Below are 17,965 nucleotides of genomic sequence, written 5' to 3'. Positions count from 1 at the left end.
GGTCGATCTTCTTATTGCTTTTCAATGTCTTGGAAAGGCGGCTTGCGGGCCGGCGCGGATCAGGCCTTGGCTTTGGCGGCGATGAAGCTTTCCACCGCCTTCTTATGATCGTCGGTGGAGGTGATCACCGCATAATGGGAGGAAATCATATCGAGATTGGTGCGCAGATCGTTGCGCATGCCCTGGTAGACCGCGCGCTTGATCATGCGCAGGGTCAGTTGCGGGGCGCGGGCGATGCGGCGGGCGATCTTCTCCACCTCGCTCACCAGCATCGCGTCGTCGAACACCTTGTTGACGATGCCGATGCGCATCGCTTCCTCCGCGTCGATGAAATCGCCGGTGAAGAACAGTTCCAGCGCTTTCGCGGTCCCGACCAGGCGGGGCAGGAAATGCGCGCCGCCGGCGCCGGGCACGAGGCCGACCTTCACATAGGTTTCCGCGAAGCGCGCGCTTTTCGCCGCATAGCGCAGGTCGCACATGAGGGCGAGGTCCATGCCCGCCCCGGTGGCAACCCCGTTCACAGCCGCGATTACCGGCTTGTCCAGGTCCTCCAGGGTGAGGGGAATGCGCTGGATCTTCTCGAACAATTCGTCCTTGCGCTGCGCCGGTTCCTGCTGGAGCCGGTCGCCCATTTCCACGATATCGCCGCCGGAGCAAAAAGCGCTGCCGGCGCCGGTCACCAGCACCACCTTCACGGCCGGGTCCTTGCGGCACTGCTGGAGCGCGTCGGTCCAGGCGGCGATCATGTCGAAGGTGAAGGCGTTCATCCGCTCCGGGCGGTTCAGCAGGATCGTCCCGACGCCGTCGCAGACGGTGAATTTAAGATGGTCGCTCACGACATCCGCTCCATTTCCTCGGGGGCATCGGCGGGTGTGGTCAGGGCGCGGATTTCCGTGTCCGTGAGGCCGGCTTCCGCGAGGATTTCCGCGCCGTTCTCGCCGAGGCGGGGGGCATGGTGGCGGATGCGGAACGGCGCCGCGCTGAACGATACCGGCTGGCGCATGGAGCGATAAGCGCCCTCGCTCGGATGCTCCTCGATGGTGAAGAAGCCCACCTCCTGGAGATAGGAATCCTCCAGCAAATCATCGAGCCCGTTCACCGGCATGCAGGGGATGGAAACGCGGTCGCAGAAGGCTTCCCATTCCGCTGTGGTGAAGCGCACCGCTTCCTGCTCCACGGCGGCATAGAGCACGTCGATATTCTGCACCCGCTCGCCCAGGGTGGCGAAGCGCGGATCGTCCTTGAACTCGGTGCGGCCGGTGAAGTCGAAGAAGTCGCGCCAGTTGCGATCGGAATAGGGCAGGATGCAGGCATAGCCGTCGCTGGTGGCGTAGGGCTTGCGGCGCGGGGAGATCACCCGGTTGAAGCCGGGCGGGCCGAGCGGCGGCTCGAAGGCCGCGCCCACCATGTGCTCCACCAGGTTGAATTCCACCATGGTCTCGAACATGGGCACCTCGATCGCCTGCCCGCCGCCGCCGTTCGCACGCTGGAGCAGGGCCGCCATGATGGACGAGGCGATGGCCTGGCCGGCGATCTTGTCGCACAGCACGGTGGGCAGATAACCCGGCGTGCCGTGCATCGCCGCCTGGAGAGCCGAGAGGCCGGAGCCGGCCTGGATCAGATCGTCATAGGCCGCCTTGTCGGCATAGCGGCCCTTGGCGCTGAACCCATAGGCGCCGCAATAGACGATGTTGGGGTTGAGCGCCTTTACCGCCGAATATTCATAGCCGAGGCGGGCGATGGCCTTCGGCCGCATGGAATGGACGAACACGTCCGCCCCCGCGATCAGCCGGCCGAGCGCGTGCCGCGCCTCGGGCCGCTTTAGGTCGAGGACGAGCGAGCGCTTGTTGCGGTTGAGGTGCAGGAAATTCCCCGCCATCCCGGGCGTGCGCGAGGGTTTGTAGCTGCGGAAGGTGTCGCCTTCCGGGGATTCCACCTTCACCACGTCCGCGCCGAGATCGGCGAGGATATGGGTGGCGAAGGGCCCCATGATGACGTTGGTCAGATCGATGATGCGCACGCCGGCGAGCGGGCCGCTTTTCTCAAATGAAGACACGAGACTTGCTCTCCTCAATCCTGCGCGCCGGACGGGCGCAGGGCCACCAGCATGGGCCACAGGGCATCCCCGCCCTGGCCGCACACCGCGCGGCCGATGCGTTCCTGCCAATGGGCTTCGCGGCCGAATTCATCGCGCCAGGCCCACAGGCGGCGCGTGAAGAAATGCAGCGGATGTTCGTGGGTGAAGCCCATGGCGCCGTGCACCTGGTGGCAGATTTCCGCCACCTTGCCGGCGGCTTCCCCGCACCTCGCCTTCGCCACCGCCACCGCGAAGGGGAAATGCGCGCCGCCCCAGGCGGAGGCCGCCAATTGCGCCGCCGCGCCCGCCGCCGCGCACTGGCCGGCGGCTTCCGCCAGCATGTGCTGCACCGCCTGGAAGCGGCCGATGGGTTTGCCGAACTGCTTGCGCTCATTGGCATAAGTCAGTGCGAGATCGAGGCAGCGCTCCATTGCGCCGACCATCTGCTGGGCGCGCATGAAGGCGCCGAACACCATCAGCCCGTCCACATTCGCCAGCGTCGCGGGCAGGGGGCGGATGCTGTCAGCGCTCACCGCCACATCTTCGAGCGTGAGGCTGTCGCGCGGCTCGTTCGCCACGTTCCGCCGGGCGCGGACGGGACGGTCGGCGCGGGGTAGCAGGACCAGAAAGGCGCCGCCGTCGCTGTCATGGGCGATCAGCAGGATGAAGCTTGCGTGCGCGCCCCAGGGGACGGAGGCCAGCGTTCCGCTGAGCATGGCGCCTTGTGCCGTGGACGAAAGCGCAAGGCCCGCGCCGGTGGCGAGCGTGACGATACCGTCCACCGCGTCCCCGCCGGCGCGGGTCCAGAGCGCTTGAGCAACCAGCGTTTCGGCGAGCGGCGCGGGCAAAGCGTGATAGGCCGAGCGGCGGATGATCTGGCCGGCGGTGACGGCGGAAAGCCCGGCGCCGCCGGCGTCTTCCGGCACCAAAGCGAGGGGCAGCCCGGCTTCGCTCACCGCCTCCCAGGCGGCGTGCGGAAAGACGCCTTCGTCCGCCGCCTTCAGGGCGGCGGGCGTGACGTGATGGGCCAGCAGACGGTCGGTCTGCTCCAGCAGGATGGCGGCGAAATCGTCCTCTTCGGACGCGGCGGGGGCGGTGTGGATATCGAGCATGGGATGTCTCAGCGCAGTCCGAGGCCGCGCGCGGTGACGCTGCGCAGGATTTCCCGCGTGCCGCCGCGCAGCGTGAAGGAGGGAGCCCGCAGCATCACGTCCGCGAGGGTCTCGGCGAACGGATCGTCCTGCGCGTCGAGGCTGGATTCCACCGGCATCAGGCGGCGGGCCACTTCAGGAATGTCGCGCTCGAAGGCGGTGCCGACATCCTTCACCAGGGCTGCTTCCACGTTCGGCATTTCGTTGCGGCCGAGCAGGGCCGCGACGGAGGCCGACATGTTCATGAGCGCGGCCATATGGGCGACGAGGCGCCCGGTTTCCACCGCCTGCTGGCGGTCGGGCTCTTGGCCGATACGGTCCACCAATTCCACCAGCAGGCGGTAATCGGACATGAAGCGGTCCGGCCCGGAGCGTTCGAAGGCGAGTTCCTGGGTGACCATGTCCCAGCCCTGACCCTCCTCGCCCACCATGAGCGTGTCGGGCACCAGATGATCGGTGAAGAAGACTTCGTTGAATTCGTGATTGCCCGAGAGATCATAGATCGGCCGCACCACGATGCCGGGGGCCGCCATGTCGATGATGAACTGGGTCAGTCCGCCGTGGCGGTCCGGGCCGGCATCGCCGGTGCGCACGAGGGCGAGGAGATAGTGGGCGCGGTGGGCGTTGGTGGTCCAGATCTTCGAGCCGTTCAGCACGAAGCCGCCCTCGGTGCGGGTGGCGCGGGTGCGCACGGCGGCAAGATCGGAGCCGGAATCCGGCTCGCTCATGCCGATGCCGAAATAGCATTCACCGGCGCAGATGCGCGGCACGATGAGATTTTTCGCGTATTCGGTGCCATGGCGCAGGATCTGCGGGGCGGATTGCCGATCCGCGATCCAATGGGCGCCGCAAGGGGCGCCGGCGGCCAGCATCTCTTCCGTGACGACGAAGCGCACGAGGCTTGAGCGCTCCTGCCCGCCATAGGCTTTCGGCAAGGTGACACCGACAAATCCGGCGGCCGCCGCGCGCCTGGAAAAGGCCGGGTCGAACGTGCTCCAGGAACAGCGATGCGGAACGAACAGGCCGGCGTCGCGCTCTGCTTGCAGAAAGGCGCGAACATCCTGCCGGATCAGCTCGGCTTCCGCCGGAAGATGGTCGAAGCCGAATCGAAAGCTTTGCATATGGGCGGCGCTCCCTGGTCACTCTGCTTTTCCCCGGTGGCGTTGCGGGGTGCGGTGTTGTTGCGGGCAGAAAAGCATCCGCGTGGGGCCGGCGGCAAGTGCTTTACACATATATGGAAAAATCATCAGATATGTGATCAACTGGCCGGCGCGTAAGGGAGCGACCATGCGGAAGCCTGCAAAATCAAAGATCTTCGAAGAAGACGATGGGGTTCGCTCGGTTGCGGCGGTCGGCGACATGGCGGACAGCCCGGTGGTGAAATCCGCCGAACGGGTGCTGCGGATCCTGGAATATTTCGACGAGATCCAGCGTGACGCGCGCGTCACCGAGATTGCGGCGCACCTCCAGTTTCCCCAATCGTCCACGTCGGCGCTGCTCAAGAGCTTGGCCCAGCTCGGCTATCTCGATTATGACCGGGTGCGCCGCACCTTCCTGCCCACCGCCCGCGTGGCGCTGCTGGGCACTTGGCTGAACGAGGGGCCGGTCCATAACGGGCGTCTGCTGCGCCTGATGGAGGAAGTCTCGCGGGAAAGCCGCGACACCATCATCCTCGCCGTGCGCAACGGCATTTATTCTCAATATATTCACGTGGTGCAGGCGACGACGCCGATCCGCTACCACGTGCCCCAGGGCTCGCGCCGCCTGGTGGCGTGGTCCGGCACCGGCTTTGCTTTGCTAATGCGCGCGCCGGACGAGGAGGTCCGCGCCCTTGTCGCCCGTACCAACGCGGAAGCACCGAGCGATCGGCCGCGCATCGATTATCGCGCCGCGCTCGGCCATGTGCACGAAGCGCGGCGCGTCGGCTATTTCTTGTCCCGCGCCCTGGTCTCGCCCGGCGCTGGCGCGCTCGCCATGCCGCTGCCCGATGGCATCGAGTGCCGCAACCGCCCCATGGTGATCGCGGTGTCCGGCGTGCTGGAGGACATCGAGCGGCGCGAGCATGAGATTATCGCGCTCCTGCGCGATACCATCGAACGCTATCTGGTCTCGGATTGAACGCATCAAGAGGGCGCCCGAAGGCGCCCTCTTTCTGTCCGCGCGGCGTCCGCCGTGGTGTTCAGTCGCCCTTTCTTTCGGCGATATAGGGGAAGAAGACATCCTGCCATTTCTCCGGCATCTTCTTCATCATCCCCTGGTCGACCATGTATTTCGCATAGCTCATCACGCCCTGCGGCTCGGTCTGGTAGATGATCGAGCCGTCGGTGATGATCTTTTCCGCTTCCGCCTGGGCGAGCTGGACGGACTCCGATTTCAGGTAGATTTCCGCTGCCTTCTTCGGGTCGGCGCGGATCAGCTTGCAGGCTTCGTCCAGCCCCGCGAGCAGCGCCTGGGTCGCCTTGGGATTGGCATCGACGAAGGATTGCATGCCGGCGAGCGTGGCGGCGGTGGCCTCCTTGCCGCCGAACAGGTCGGCGGAAACCAGGATCTTGTGGATCTTGGGGTCGCGCGCCAGGATCTGGGAGAAGGGCGGGGTGGCAAAATAGCCGCCGATGGCCTGCCCGGCGAGCAGGGCTGCCGTCGCGTCGGGATGCGGCAGGCTCGCCATGAGCGCGTCCGCTTTGCTCTTGTCGCCAAGGTCGCGCTGGGCGGCGACGCGCAGCAGGATCGCCTGGGGCGAGTTGAAGGCCGGCACCGCGATTTTGGCGTCCGGCGTGAAGTCCTTGAAGGATTTGATGTCCGCCCGATTGGTGAAAAGCGTTAAGGCGACGATGGAAAGTCCGCCAAGACTTTTGACCTGTTGGCGCCCGCGGGATTTTTCCCAGGCGATGAGGGCGCCGGCGGTGCCTAAGGCGCCGAAATCCACGCTGTTGGAGAACAGGGCATCGTTCATGGCTGCGGACCCGGAAAAGCGGTGCAGCGTCACCTCAAGGCCGGGAAGCCCCAGCGCCTTGGCCTGCGTGTCGAAGAGCTTTTCCTGAGCCGCCACCACGATGGGGAGATAGACGAGGCCATATTGCAGCCCGAGCCGCACAGTGGAGGTTTCCGCGCGCGGCGCGGTTGAAAAGGCGATGCAGAAGGCCGCGACAAAGCAGGCAATGGCCCTTTTGGGGGCGTTCGTAATCATGTTCTCTCCCTTGAGTTTCCGGCGCGCAGGCGTGGCGGATACTTTCCGCTTCTTCCGGCCGGCCCAGGCGGACGACCGTGGCGCAAACACCGGGCGGATCAAATCATCCGGCACGCGGGTCATGCAACGCGCATCGCGTGCTTGGAAGAGAATATCACGGATGTGTTGAACCATTGCGATGCGGTACGGGCGTGGCCTCGCGGGGGCGCCGTGCGCTTCATGCGCGCGCCACCTGCCTTCTCCACCCGCCCGCACCGCAGGTCGGCGGCGCGGATAGGGGCGGCGCGGTCTACGCCTGCGTCGTGTCCGGAGTGGGGGTCTCGCCAAGACGCGCCAGCTGCGCTTCCAGTTCGGTGATGCGCCGGTCGCGCGCCTCCAGCGCGGCGGCGACATCGGCGGCCTCGAAGCGCTGGGGAATATGCTGCGGGCAGTTCATGTCCCAGGCCTTGAGCGTGAACACCAGCGCTTGTTCCGGAGCGCCCTTGTAGCCCTCGACGCGCAGGGCCTCCAGCAGGGCCGGATCATCCTCCACCGCGCGCGCCGTGCCCCACATCTTGATGCGCCGGCGGTTCGCGTAATCCATCAGGAAGATGTGCGCGGCCGGGTTCTCGCTGAGGTTTCCGAGCGTGATGTATTGCCGGTTGCCCTTGAAATCGGCAAACGCGATCGTGTGCGCATCCAGCACCCGCAGAAAACCGGGCGGGCCGCCCCGGTGCTGGATATAGGGCTGGCCGGCGGCGCTGGCGGTGGCGAGGAACACGCTCGTCTGCGCCGCGAGGAAGGCGGCGAGATCGGGCGTGATGACGTCGCGCCAACCGCCGGTCTCCTCCATGCGGCGATAGCCGGCGCGCGAGCCCTTTCGGGCCTGGATCGCCTTCACCGCCGGGGAGAAGGCGATGTCGCTCGGAACGGATAAGGGTGAGGTCATCGGTACCTCCTGTGCGTGGCCGTCGCCCGCCTTCCGCCAGCCGGTTGTGTGGCCGGCGGAAGGTGGGGAGCGAGTTCAGGCCGCCTTGCGCGTGGTGACCAGCGGGAAGTCGATCTCGGTCTTGGCGACTTCGTTGATGTAATTGGTCCAGGTGTTGAGGGCGACGTGAAGCACGATCTCGATCACCTGGCCGTCGTCATAGCCGGCCGCCTTCACCGCCGCGACTTCGCGCGCCTCCACATGGCCGCGCTGGCGCGCGACGCTGGCGGCGAAGCGCACCGCCGCATCGGCTTTCGGATCGTTCGAGGTGCCGTCGCGGTTGGCGGCGATCTCGGCCGCATCCAGCTTGGCGAGCGCATGGCCGAGATAGGTGTGGGCCGAGAGGCAATAATCGCAGCCGTTGATCTCGGCGATGGCGATGGCGATGCGCTCGCGTGTCGCCGCCGGCAGCCGCCCCTTGCCGAGGGCGGCATTGAGCCCGAGATAGCCTTCCAGCGCGGCGGGGCTGTTGGCCACGAGGCGGAACAGGTTCGGCACGCTGCCGAGCTGGGTCTTCACGGCATTCAGCAGCGGCTGGGCGGCGGCGGGGGCGTCCTCGATGGTCGCGGGGGTCGGAATGCGGGAAGCGGAAACGTGAGACATGGGATCATCCTCCTGTTGGGGGCGCCGGTCACCGGCATCCATGGACGGAAGATGATCCTGTCCGAATAAAACGATAATCCCGCAATTTTGCAATTGATTGTTCCTGTGCGCGGAATGATGGGCCGGCCTCTCAGGCGGTCCATTGGGCCGCGCTGCGCCGCAGGGCCCTGCGCAGGAAATCGATGAACACCCGTACCTTGGGGGCGAGGTGCGGTGTGGGCGGATAGAGCGCGCTGATGTCGGTTGCCGGCGCCAAATATTCGGTGAGGATGGCCTTGAGCGCACCGCTCGCAAGCGCGTCGCCGACCATCCAGAACGGCGCCATCGCGATGCCCATGCCGGAGAGCACGGCGGCGCGGACGGCCTCGGAACTATTGGTGGAAAAGCTGCCGTTGACGCGCACCGAGACCGGTCCGGCGGGGCCGGTGAAGGGCCATTCGTTTCCGGTGGCGAGATAGCGATAGACGATGCAATCGTGGTTGAGCAGATCGTCGAGCGTGCGCGGTTCCCCGCGTGCGGCGAGATAGGCCGGGCTTGCGGCAAGCACGCGCCGGCTTTCGCCGAGGTGCCGCACGATCAGGCTCATATCGGACAGGCGGCCGATGCGGATCGCCACGTCCACCCGTTCCTCGATCAGGTCGACGAACCTGTCGTTGAGCGAAAGGTCCACCGCGAGGCCGGGATATTGGCGCAGGAAATCCGGCAGCTCGGGCATGATGTGCAGGCGCCCGAAAGCCACTGGCGCGCCCACCCGCAAGGTGCCGACCGCCGCGCCCTGGAGGCGCGAGACGCTGGATTCGGCCTCCGCCAGATCCGCCAGCAGCCGCTTGGCATGATCGTAGAAGCGCGTCCCGGCTTCGGTGAGGCTGAGCTTGCGCGTGGTGCGCTGGAGCAGGCGGGCGCCGAGGTGGCGCTCGAGCTCCACGATCTGCTTGCTCGCCGTGGGCTGGGAGATGCCGGCCGCACGCGAAGCGGCTGAAAAGCTGCCGGTTTCAACCACTCGCACGAACAGGCTGAGGGAGGCAAATCGATCCAAGGCCGCACCATTCATTCCTCTGACGAATGAATCATATGCGATCCAGCGGGATTTTTAAAATCGAAGGATGAGATCAAATAAGAATCGACCGCTGTGATGGAACCGCCCCATGTCCTTACACCTGCAACTCAATGCGTGGCGCTCCCGCCGCGCAACCACGGCGCCGGCCCTTGCGACTTTCAGACAGGCGCCGGTCGCTGGGGAGGGCGTCGCGTGAGCCTGCTCCAGGATCTTGCCGCCCGCCGGGCCGCCTTCGAGCGCGAGGCGCCGCGCGACCGGGTCTCGCTCTATGAGGGAGCGATCGAGGACCTGCGCCGCTCGGGGCTGCTCGACGTGGCGCTGAGCGCCGGCCAGGCGGCACCGGATTTCACCTTGCCGGATGCGCAAGGGGATAATGTCCGGTTCGCCGATATGCTCGCGAAGGGGCCAGTCGTCGTCACCTTCTACCGGGGCGGATGGTGCCCCTACTGCAATCTCCAGCTGCGCGCCTATCAGCAGGCGCTGCCGCGCATCCGCGATCTTGGCGGGGAATTGCTCGCCATATCGCCGCAATTGCCCGACCGCTCAAAGGATACGGTTGCCGCGGGCGGCCTCGCCTTTCCGGTGCTGAGCGATGTCGGCAATGTGGTCGCCGCCGCCTATGGGCTGGTGTTCGAGCTGCCGCCGCAATTGCGCGAAGCCTATGCGCGCAACGGCATCGAGCTGCCGCAGATCAATGGCGAGACCCGCTGGCGCCTGCCTGTTCCCGGCACCTTCGTGGTCGCCCCCGACGGGCGGGTGCTGATGTCCTATGTGGATGCCGATTACCGCAATCGCCTCGATCCCGAGGAAATATTGAACGTGCTGAAGGATCTCAGCGACGAACGGGCGCCGACGCCACGGCCCGGTGCCGCGCAGGGAGAACGCGCATGATCGACCTGTTCTACTGGCCCACCCCCAACGGCCACAAGGTGACGATGCTGCTGGAGGAATTGGGGCTCGATTACGTCATCCATCCCATCGACATCAGCGCCGGCGATCAGTTCAAGCCGGATTTTCTCGCCATCTCCCCGAACAACCGCATGCCGGCGATCACCGATGCCGACCCCGCCGACGGCGGGGAGCCCATCAGCGTGTTCGAATCCGGCGCCATCCTGCTCTATCTCGCCGAGAAGGCCGGGCGCTTCCTGCCCTCGGACGTGCGCGGCCGCAAGACGGTGCTGGAATGGCTGTTCTGGCAGGTCGGCGGGCTCGGCCCTATGGCCGGGCAGAACCATCATTTCGTGCAATATGCACCCGAGCGCATCGCCTATGCGATGGAGCGCTACGTCAAGGAAACCAACCGCCTCTATGGCGTGCTCGACCGCCGCCTGGCGCTCGTGCCGTTCGTTGCCGGGGCGGAGTATTCCATCGCCGACATGGCGATCTATCCCTGGGTCGTGCCCTGGCGCCGCCAGCAGCAGGACCTCGATGCCTTTCCCCATCTGAAGCGCTGGTTCGCGGACGTCGCGGCGCGCCCGGCGACGGTGGCTGCCTATGCGAAGGGCGTGCCGTTTTCGAGCCGTCCGGCCGTGACCGAGGCCGGCAAGAGCCTCCTGTTCGGGCAGACCGCCGCAAGCATCGCCGCGAGTTCGGCGCCCCTATCCAAGGAGAAGAACAATGAAGCTTGAGGAAAAGACAGTCTTGCTCACCGGCGCGGGCAGCGGCATCGGTCGCGCGGCCGCGCTTGCCTTTGCCCGCAAGGGCGCGCGCCTGCTGCTTGCCGGACGGCGCGTTGCGCCGCTTGAGGAAACCGCGGCTCTGGTGCGCGCGGCCGGCGGCTCGGCGCAGGTTCAGGTCTGCGACGTGACGGTTGCCGCCGACCGGGCAGCCCTGATCGCCGCCGCCTCCGCCGCGTTCGGCGGCCGGCTCGACATTCTCGTGAACAATGCCGGCAACGTGCGCGCCGGGCGTCTGGAGCAGATCCCGGAAGCGGAGATCGAGGCCATGATCGACCTCAATCTTCTGGCGCCGATCCTGCTGTCGCGCGCCGCGCTGCCCTTGCTGCGGGCGAGCGGGGATGCCGCCATCGTCAATGTGTCTTCCGGCTTCGGACTGGTGGGCGGGCCGTTCTATGGCACCTATGCCGCCGCCAAGGCGGGGCTCGGCCGGTTCGGCGAGGCGCTGCGCCGCGAGCTGCTCGGCGAGGGCGTGCATGTGATGACGCTCTATCCCACCGCCACCGATACCCCGATGCTGGCCACCAACAAGGCCGGCCCGGATCTCGGCTTCGTGCGCGAAACCCCTGAAGCGGTGGCCGATGGGCTGATCGAGGGGCTGGAGACCAATGCCCGCGAAGTGATCCGCGGCGGTGCGGCGCGCCTTGCCATGATGACCAAGAACCGCGAGGAGCCGGAAGCGGTCGACGAGCGTTTCCGCACCATCAAGGCGGATCTGGAAGCTGCGGTTTCCACCCATCGCGCCTTCTGAAGGCGTATGCGTTTCCTGTTTCCTCCCCCGCCCACGGAGCCTAGATGATCAAATTCTATTTCCACCCCACGCCCAATCCCTACAAGGTGGCGCTGTTCCTCGAGGAAGCCGGGCTCGCTTATGAGGTGGTCCCGGTGGACACCCGCAAGGGCGAGCAGCACCTTCCCGCCTTCCGCGCCATCAACCCCAACGCCAAGCTGCCGGCGATCGTCGATACCGATGGAGTGGGCGGGCCGACGGCGGTGTTCGATTCCACCGCGATCCTGCTTTATCTCGCGCAGAAGACCGACCGCTTCCTCGGCCGCCCGCATGACCGTGGCGACCTGTTGTCCTGGCTTATGTTCGTCGCGACGGGGGTCGGTCCCTATTCCGGCCAGTCGGTGCATTTCCAGCGCGCCGCGCCGGAAAAGCTGCCCTATGCGATCAACCGCTATCGCCGCGAAGTGGAGCGCCATTACCGCCTGCTGGACGAGCGCCTCGCGTCCGGGCGGACGTTCTTTGTGGGCGACGAGATCAGCATCGTGGACATGTCGGCCTGGGGTTGGCTGACCCGGGCCTCGTTCGCGCTGGGCGTGGACGAGGATCCCCTCGGCGCCTTCCCCCATCTCAAGCGCTGGTTCGAGATGGTGGAGGCACGTCCGGCGGCGGCGCGGGCGCGCGCGGTGGGCAGCACCTTGACGTTCAAGCAGGAGATGGACGAAGTCGCCCTGCGCGCCCTGTACCCGCAGAATTATCCGGCCACGCCCGCCTGAGCGTTGTTCGGCCAGCGGCGCTCAAGGAGAGCGGCGGAAAGATCAGGCTTCTTTCCCGCCGCGCTCCTCGCTACCGCGCTTCTTGCCGCGCGCCGCCGCCGACACAAAGGCGTGAGAGCGGGTAACGATGCCCGCCGCTGCGGCGAAATCCTCTCGGACGTCCGTTCTCCGCCGTCGGCGGAGGCGATCCGCAGAGGGTGCCCCGTGAAGCCGATTTTCCTCTTCTCCACCGGTCTCCTGCTCACCTTCGCGACGGCCGCCGTGCCGGTTGTCGCACGCGCCGCGGAGCAGCCGGTGGTCGTCGAGCTGTTCACCAGCCAGGGCTGTTCTTCCTGCCCGCCAGCCAATGCCAACCTGATTGAACTGACCCGCCGCCCCGATGTCCTCGCGCTGAGTTTCAGCGTGACCTATTGGGACTATCTCGGCTGGAAGGATGTGTTCGGCAAACCGCAATTCACCCGCCGCCAGGAAATCTATGAGCCGAAGCTCGGCCAGCCCGGCCCGTTCACCCCCCAGATGGTGATCAACGGACAGGCGAGCACGGTGGGCTATGACCTTGCGGAGGTGAATGCCCTGATTGCCCGTATGCGGCGGCCGAGCGGCGCGCCGTCGCTCACCTTGCGCGGTGGGCGGGCTGTCATCGGGCCAGGGCAGGTGCGTGGCGACGGGGCGGACGTCTGGCTGGTGCTTTATGATCCGCTTACGCGCGAAGTGCCGGTTCGGCGCGGCGAGAATGGCGGGCACACGCTGGCCCATGCCCATGTGGTCCAGGAGCTGGTGCGTCTCGGCGCTTGGGAGGGCCGCGCCGCGAGCTTTCCCCTGCCGGATCCGGATGCAGGCCTGAATTCCGCCGTGCTGGTTCAGGAGCGCAATGGTGGCCCCATCCTTGCCGCCGCGACGAACGAGCGGGGGGAAAAATAACCGCCCGTTTGCTTCAGTCGCAACGCAGGCCGGATTGGCGCGCCCGGTGATTGCGCACCTTGTGGCGGTTGCCGCACAGCGCCATGGAACACCACCGGCGCGTGGCATTGCGGGCGGTGTCATAAAATACCAACGTGCATTCCGGCCCGCTGCAATGGCGCATGCGATGGGGCTCGAACGCGCCGACGAAATCGGCGAAGTCGAGGGCAATGGTCCCGAGCGGCCCGATCGGACCGCCGGGGGTGTCGCGGATCCTGAGGGCCCCGTCGACCTGTTCAAGCTGGCGGTGGGAGGCGATCTCCGCCAGTTCGCGATTGACGGCGGCGAGGGCTTCCGCCGGCGGCGCCTTTTGCGCCAGCATGGCTTCAAACAGTGCGCCGAGATGGGCGCGAAAGGCGCGCGCGCATTCCGCCGGGCCATCCGCGCTTAAGCCCGCTGCCCTGCGCCACCGCGCCCAGCCCTCCTCCGTCGCGAGAAAATCGCCGAAAGCGGCGGGTGCGGAATTGACGAAGTCAATCCAAAGCCGCCCGCCCAGAAAGGGCATGCCGTCCCGCAGATCGCCGGACTCGATTTCGTTCACCGAAGAAACCCTTCTAAATGCCTTGACAGGTTACGTCTGTCGTTTGTAACCATTAATTTAGTCGCAAAGTGGTTTCGCGCAAGCGCCCTATGGCGTTCCGGCTCGGTCCCCTGTGGCATCTAAGCTTCGCCGGGTGCCGTGCGCGGATCCGGTCGCTCTCATTTTCGCGGAGATTTTCATGTTGAAGACCCTTCGGGCCCGGCGTTTCGCCGTGCGCGCCCTGACACTGATGTGCGGCTTTGCAAGCCTTTCGCCGGCCACGGCCCAGGTCCATTTGAGCGGCTATCGCGTGCCGCTAACGCTGGCCCTGGAAGCGGTGGGAGAGGCCGTGCGCGCCTGCGAGGCCAGCGGCTACGATGTCTCGGCCGCATTGGTCGACGCCTCGGGTGAAACACTCGCCTTCGCCAAGGGTGATCACAGCACCGTGCACACGAAGGATACCAGCTTTCGCAAGGCTTACACGGTGGCGACGCTCGGGCCGATCTTCAAGTTCGAAACGCTCGGGGCGTTCGTCGAGAAAATGCGCGGCAATCCCAATGCCAATGCGTTCGCGAGCCTGCCGAATATCCTTTTGCTGGCGGGTGGCGTGGCCGTGATGGCCAATGGGGAGAGCGTGGCGGCGATTGGCGTCGGCGGCGCGCCGGGGGGCGAAAAGGACGAAGCCTGCGCGGCCGCCGGCCTCGCCAAGATCAAGGATCGCCTGCCGCACTGAACGGCGCGTCGCACCCCTCAGCGGGTTGAGCCTTTGCGCGCTCGGGGAAATCCGCCGGGCGCGCTCTCGCATGTCCGCGCGTCGCCATTCGGAAAAAAGATGTAACTGTTAAAAACATAATTGACAGGTTTCAATTTATGCGACACCGTTAAAACCGTAAATAAACAGTTACGGACCTTTCCCATGCCGTCTATCCGCCTTTCCCATTCGTCGGCCCTCGCTCGCTTCTGGCGCGGTGGCCTGCTCGCCTCCACCTTGCTCAACGCCATGTCGATTTTGCCTGCCGCCGCCGCGCCGACGGCCGCCCGTGCCGAGGCGGGACAGCCGGTCCTGTCCAACACGGTGACCATTGACGGGCTCGAGATTTTCTATCGCGAGTCCGGGCCGAAGGATGCGCCGGTTCTTCTGCTGTTGCATGGCTTTCCCTCTTCGTCGCACATGTATCGCGACCTCATTCCCACGCTTTCCGCTAAGTATCGCGTGATCGCGCCCGACTATCCGGGCTTCGGCTATAGCGCTGCCCCGGCGCTGGGTACTGGCGTGTTCCCTTACACGTTCGCGGCGGTGGCCGATCTCATCGACAAGTTTACGGTCGCAGTGGGGGCGCAATCCTACGTCCTGTTCGTGCAGGATTACGGCGGCCCGGTGGGCATCCGCCTCGCAGTCAAGCACCCGGACCGCCTGCGCGGGCTGATCATCCAGAACGCGGTCGCCAATGCGGAAGGCTGGAATCCCGATGTGGTCGCCCAGCTCGCGCCGTTCTGGAAGAGCCGCTCGGCCGAGACCGAAAAGCCGATCCGCGATCTGCTGACGCCGGACGGCGTCAAGTTCGAATACACCCACGGCACGACCCGGCCCGAGCGCCTGTCGCCGGACGCCTGGACGTCAGATCAGGCGGGTTTGGATCGTCCTGGCAATGTGGACATCCAGCTTCAGTATTTCACTGATTATCAGAACAATGTCGCATCATACCCGGCCTGGGGCGCGTTCCTGAAAGCCGCGCAGCCGCCGGTGCTGATCGTCTGGGGAAAGAACGATCCCTATTTCACCATGAAGGGCGTCGAATACTTCAAGAGCATCCTGCCGAAGGCGGAAGTGCATCTTTATGATGCGGGCCATTTCGCGCTGGAAACCTATGGCGAGGAGATCGCCGCGACGACCCTCGACTTCCTCGGTCGGCTGCCCAAGGCGCGCTGAACAGGGTCTGCCGCACGGCCGATGCGTGGCCGTGCGCGTTATGACGGGCCACGGGATTGCGCGATCCCGTGGCGGCTTCAGCGTGTGAGCTTTTCCAGGGTCTCCGCCGCAAGCCGGCGGGTGAGCTCGCCCGCCGGCAGGTGCCGGGCGAGGCGCGCGGCCTGGCCGGACCACAGATTGGAGAATGCGTCCGACCCTTCCGCCTCGGCCTCCGCGCGCAGCGGCGCGAGCGCGCCGCCGGCCAGCGGAAAGCTTGGCGCATCGGGGCTGAGTGGGCCGATTTCCCGCATGATCCTGTTCATGACGCCGCGCGCGGGCCGGCCGGTGAACAGGTTGGTCAGGGCGGTGCTCTGATCGTCGGCGGCGTCCAGCGCCGCGCGATGCAGCGCCGACACGTTTGCCTCGGGGCTGAACAGATAGGCCGTGCCGATCTGCACCGCCGACGCGCCCAGCGCCAGGGCCGCGAGGATGCCGCGCGCGTCGGCGATGGCGCCGGCGGCGATCACGGGCACGGAAACCGCGTCCACCACCTGCGGCACCAAGGCGAAGGTGCCGGATTGGCGGGTCAGGTCGTCGCTCAAGAAATGCCCGCGATGGCCCCCGGCCTCCAGCCCCATGGCGATGATGGCGTCGCATCCGTGCTGTTCCAGCCAGACCGCCTCGGCGACGCAGGTGGCGGAGGAGATGACCTTCGCGCCGGTGGCCTTCACGCGCGCCAGCAGATCGGCTTCGGGCAGGCCGAAATGGAAGCTCACCACCTTGGGCCGCTCGGCCTCGACGATGGAGCAGAAGGCGTCATCGAACGGTGCGCGGCCACCGGCGGGAATCGGTACCTCGGGATCAAGGCCGCGTTCCAGATAATAAGGCGCAAGGCGCGCCCGCCAGCGCAGCGCGCCCTGGGGGTCCGGCTGCGGCGGGGTGTGGCAAAAGAAGTTCAGGTTGAGCGGGCGCCCCGCAAGGCCGGGACGCATCGCGTCGAGATTGGCGCGCAGCTGGTCCGGGGTGAGGAGGGCGCAGGGCAGGGAGGCGAGGCCTCCCGCCGTGCCCACCGCGACAGCCAGCTCGGGGGAGCCGGGGCCGGCCATGGGCGCGAGCAGGATCGGGATGTCGATGCCGAAAAGGTCGAGGATGCGGCGGTCGGGCCATTGAGTCATGGCATTTGCCTCTTGAGGGCTGGCGGAGCGGTGCGGGCGGCGCCGGGTCCGCAATCAGATCGTGGGGCTGAGGGTATCGCGTTGACGGAACGTTCTTCAAATGAGAATATAATTCATAAATCATTCTCAAAATCAGTTCAAGCGGGCGGCAGCCTTGGATTTCTCGACCCTTGAAATTTTCCTGTCCGTGGCCGAGACGCGCAGCGTGACCCGCGCGGCGGAGCGCCTTGGCCGCGTGCCGTCCAATGTCACCACCCGTTTGCGGCAGCTTGAAGAGGATCTCGGCGTCGCCTTGTTCCTGCGCGAGGGCAAGCGCATGGACCTGACCGCCGAGGGCCGGACCTATCTGGTTTTCGCGCGCCGCATCCTCTCGCTCGGCGCCGAGGCGCGCGGCGCCCTGCACCCCGGTCTTCCCACGGGTCGGCTGCGGATCGGCGCCATGGAGAGCACGGCGGCAAGCCGCCTGCCGGCCCCGCTCGCCGCCTTCCATCGCGCATGGCCGGACGTGGATCTTGAACTGAAGACCGGCACCAGCCGCGCCCTCATGGCGGATGTGCTCGGGCATGAGCTCGACTGCGCCCTGGTGGCGCGCCTGCCGGGGGAGGAGGGCTACGACCCCTTCCTTATCCCGGACCTGGAAAGCCGAGCGGTGTTCGAGGAAGAGCTGATGCTGGTGCTTCCCGCCAGCCACCCGCCCGTGCGCACGGCGGATGACCTGGAGGTGAAGCGGCTCGCGGCGCTGGAGGCGGGGTGCACCTATCGCCGGGTGGTTGAGACCTGGCTCGCCCGATCCGGCGCGCGGGAGCACGCGCTTCGGCCGCTGGATCTGCGCTCCTATCACGCGATCCTCGCCTGCATCGCGGCCGGCGGCTGTTTCGGCGTGGTTCCGCGCTCCGTGCTCGATCTCCACCCCAGCGTGCCGGGCGTGGCCTGCCAGACCCTGGCCGGGACGGAGACGGTCTTTATTCGCCGGCGCGGCTTCCAATCCGCGGCCTGTGACACCTTCCTTGCGGCATTTGGGTGAAGCGCGGCAAATTCAGGGGGCGCGCCTGCACCCCTATGGGGTGATGACGACGTCGATGAAGCCGCTGCCGGGAATCCGTTCCAGGTCCGTGCGCTGCGGCTGCGGCGCGTCGATATCCTGGTCCTCAAAGTCCCAATATTTCGGAATGGCGGCCAC

The 17,965-nt window shown here is 66.4% G+C and carries 20 protein-coding genes; 9 read left to right on the top strand and 11 right to left on the bottom strand.

What is annotated here, in order from left to right; translation table 11 throughout:
- Window positions 1-59: 59 nt before the first annotated feature.
- The 4 genes from V5G24_RS17780 to V5G24_RS17765 are packed head-to-tail and all read right to left on the bottom strand — an operon-like array spanning window position 60 to window position 4,349.
- A complete protein-coding gene (locus tag V5G24_RS17780) occupies window positions 60-836 on the bottom strand; it encodes an enoyl-CoA hydratase/isomerase family protein (protein ID WP_394080570.1) in 777 nt (258 codons plus the stop codon).
- Complete coding sequence (locus V5G24_RS17775) at window positions 833-2,056, bottom strand: CaiB/BaiF CoA transferase family protein (protein ID WP_394080572.1); 1,224 nt, start codon at window positions 2,054-2,056, stop codon at window positions 833-835. The genes V5G24_RS17780 and V5G24_RS17775 overlap by 4 nt, the downstream gene beginning before the upstream one ends.
- Window positions 2,057-2,070: 14 nt before the next feature.
- Window positions 2,071-3,189 carry an acyl-CoA dehydrogenase family protein gene (locus V5G24_RS17770; protein ID WP_394080574.1) on the bottom strand — a complete coding sequence of 373 codons (1,119 nt, stop codon included), beginning with the start codon at window positions 3,187-3,189 and terminating at the stop codon, window positions 2,071-2,073.
- Window positions 3,190-3,197: 8 nt separating this feature from the next.
- Window positions 3,198-4,349 (bottom strand): acyl-CoA dehydrogenase family protein, encoded by a 1,152-nt coding sequence (locus V5G24_RS17765; protein WP_394080576.1) that lies wholly within the window; start codon window positions 4,347-4,349, stop codon window positions 3,198-3,200.
- A gap of 166 nt (window positions 4,350-4,515) precedes the next feature.
- Between V5G24_RS17765 and V5G24_RS17760 the strand changes: the two genes are divergently transcribed.
- On the top strand, window positions 4,516-5,346 hold the full coding sequence (locus V5G24_RS17760) for an IclR family transcriptional regulator (RefSeq protein ID WP_394080578.1): 831 nt from the start codon (window positions 4,516-4,518) through the stop codon (window positions 5,344-5,346).
- A gap of 61 nt (window positions 5,347-5,407) precedes the next feature.
- Here V5G24_RS17760 and V5G24_RS17755 read toward each other — a convergent pair whose 3' ends face one another.
- The 4 genes from V5G24_RS17755 to V5G24_RS17740 all read right to left on the bottom strand — a co-directional run bounded on the left by V5G24_RS17755 (window position 5,408) and on the right by V5G24_RS17740 (window position 9,021).
- On the bottom strand, window positions 5,408-6,415 hold the full coding sequence (locus tag V5G24_RS17755) for an ABC transporter substrate-binding protein (RefSeq protein ID WP_394080580.1): 1,008 nt from the start codon (window positions 6,413-6,415) through the stop codon (window positions 5,408-5,410).
- Between the two features lie 289 nt (window positions 6,416-6,704).
- Entirely contained in the window at window positions 6,705-7,343 is a 639-nt protein-coding gene (locus tag V5G24_RS17750; RefSeq protein WP_394080582.1) for a pyridoxamine 5'-phosphate oxidase family protein, read from the bottom strand.
- Window positions 7,344-7,418: 75 nt separating this feature from the next.
- Entirely contained in the window at window positions 7,419-7,985 is a 567-nt protein-coding gene (locus V5G24_RS17745) for a carboxymuconolactone decarboxylase family protein (protein WP_394080584.1), read from the bottom strand.
- Between the two features lie 130 nt (window positions 7,986-8,115).
- Window positions 8,116-9,021, bottom strand: coding sequence for a LysR family transcriptional regulator (locus V5G24_RS17740; protein WP_394080586.1), 906 nt, complete (start codon window positions 9,019-9,021; stop codon window positions 8,116-8,118).
- 213 nt (window positions 9,022-9,234) lie between these two features.
- On the opposite strand from V5G24_RS17740, the gene V5G24_RS17735 reads away from it, so the two are divergent.
- The 5 genes from V5G24_RS17735 to V5G24_RS17715 all read left to right on the top strand — a co-directional run bounded on the left by V5G24_RS17735 (window position 9,235) and on the right by V5G24_RS17715 (window position 13,142).
- Window positions 9,235-9,933, top strand: a complete 699-nt coding sequence (locus V5G24_RS17735) for a peroxiredoxin-like family protein (RefSeq protein ID WP_394080588.1) — start codon at window positions 9,235-9,237, stop codon at window positions 9,931-9,933.
- Window positions 9,930-10,670, top strand: a complete 741-nt coding sequence (locus V5G24_RS17730) for a glutathione S-transferase N-terminal domain-containing protein (protein ID WP_394080590.1) — start codon at window positions 9,930-9,932, stop codon at window positions 10,668-10,670. The genes V5G24_RS17735 and V5G24_RS17730 overlap by 4 nt, the downstream gene beginning before the upstream one ends.
- Window positions 10,660-11,469 carry an SDR family NAD(P)-dependent oxidoreductase gene (locus V5G24_RS17725; RefSeq protein WP_394080592.1) on the top strand — a complete coding sequence of 270 codons (810 nt, stop codon included), beginning with the start codon at window positions 10,660-10,662 and terminating at the stop codon, window positions 11,467-11,469. The genes V5G24_RS17730 and V5G24_RS17725 overlap by 11 nt, the downstream gene beginning before the upstream one ends.
- Window positions 11,470-11,513: 44 nt before the next feature.
- Complete coding sequence (locus tag V5G24_RS17720; RefSeq protein ID WP_394080594.1) at window positions 11,514-12,221, top strand: glutathione S-transferase family protein; 708 nt, start codon at window positions 11,514-11,516, stop codon at window positions 12,219-12,221.
- Window positions 12,222-12,434: 213 nt separating this feature from the next.
- Complete coding sequence (locus V5G24_RS17715; RefSeq protein WP_394082058.1) at window positions 12,435-13,142, top strand: DUF1223 domain-containing protein; 708 nt, start codon at window positions 12,435-12,437, stop codon at window positions 13,140-13,142.
- 13 nt (window positions 13,143-13,155) lie between these two features.
- Here V5G24_RS17715 and V5G24_RS17710 read toward each other — a convergent pair whose 3' ends face one another.
- Entirely contained in the window at window positions 13,156-13,722 is a 567-nt protein-coding gene (locus V5G24_RS17710; protein WP_394080596.1) for a CGNR zinc finger domain-containing protein, read from the bottom strand.
- Window positions 13,723-13,900: 178 nt separating this feature from the next.
- Between V5G24_RS17710 and V5G24_RS17705 the strand changes: the two genes are divergently transcribed.
- Window positions 13,901-14,434, top strand: coding sequence for a GlcG/HbpS family heme-binding protein (locus V5G24_RS17705; RefSeq protein WP_394080598.1), 534 nt, complete (start codon window positions 13,901-13,903; stop codon window positions 14,432-14,434).
- A 183-nt stretch (window positions 14,435-14,617) separates the two neighbouring features.
- Window positions 14,618-15,631, top strand: coding sequence for an alpha/beta fold hydrolase (locus tag V5G24_RS17700; RefSeq protein WP_394080600.1), 1,014 nt, complete (start codon window positions 14,618-14,620; stop codon window positions 15,629-15,631).
- Between the two features lie 77 nt (window positions 15,632-15,708).
- Here V5G24_RS17700 and V5G24_RS17695 read toward each other — a convergent pair whose 3' ends face one another.
- Window positions 15,709-16,785 (bottom strand): NAD(P)H-dependent flavin oxidoreductase, encoded by a 1,077-nt coding sequence (locus V5G24_RS17695; RefSeq protein ID WP_394080602.1) that lies wholly within the window; start codon window positions 16,783-16,785, stop codon window positions 15,709-15,711.
- 154 nt (window positions 16,786-16,939) lie between these two features.
- Between V5G24_RS17695 and V5G24_RS17690 the strand changes: the two genes are divergently transcribed.
- Entirely contained in the window at window positions 16,940-17,809 is an 870-nt protein-coding gene (locus tag V5G24_RS17690) for a LysR family transcriptional regulator (protein WP_394080604.1), read from the top strand.
- A gap of 33 nt (window positions 17,810-17,842) precedes the next feature.
- Here the strand turns inward: V5G24_RS17690 and V5G24_RS17685 are convergent, their stop codons facing one another.
- Complete coding sequence (locus V5G24_RS17685) at window positions 17,843-17,965, bottom strand: hypothetical protein (protein ID WP_394080606.1); 123 nt, start codon at window positions 17,963-17,965, stop codon at window positions 17,843-17,845.

It is taken from the genome of Roseixanthobacter finlandensis (genome assembly GCF_043195105.2).
Taxonomy (GTDB): domain Bacteria; phylum Pseudomonadota; class Alphaproteobacteria; order Rhizobiales; family Xanthobacteraceae; genus NCEH01.
Note: the sequence above shows the minus strand (reverse complement) of the source record. Positions and strands in the feature narration are given on the sequence as shown.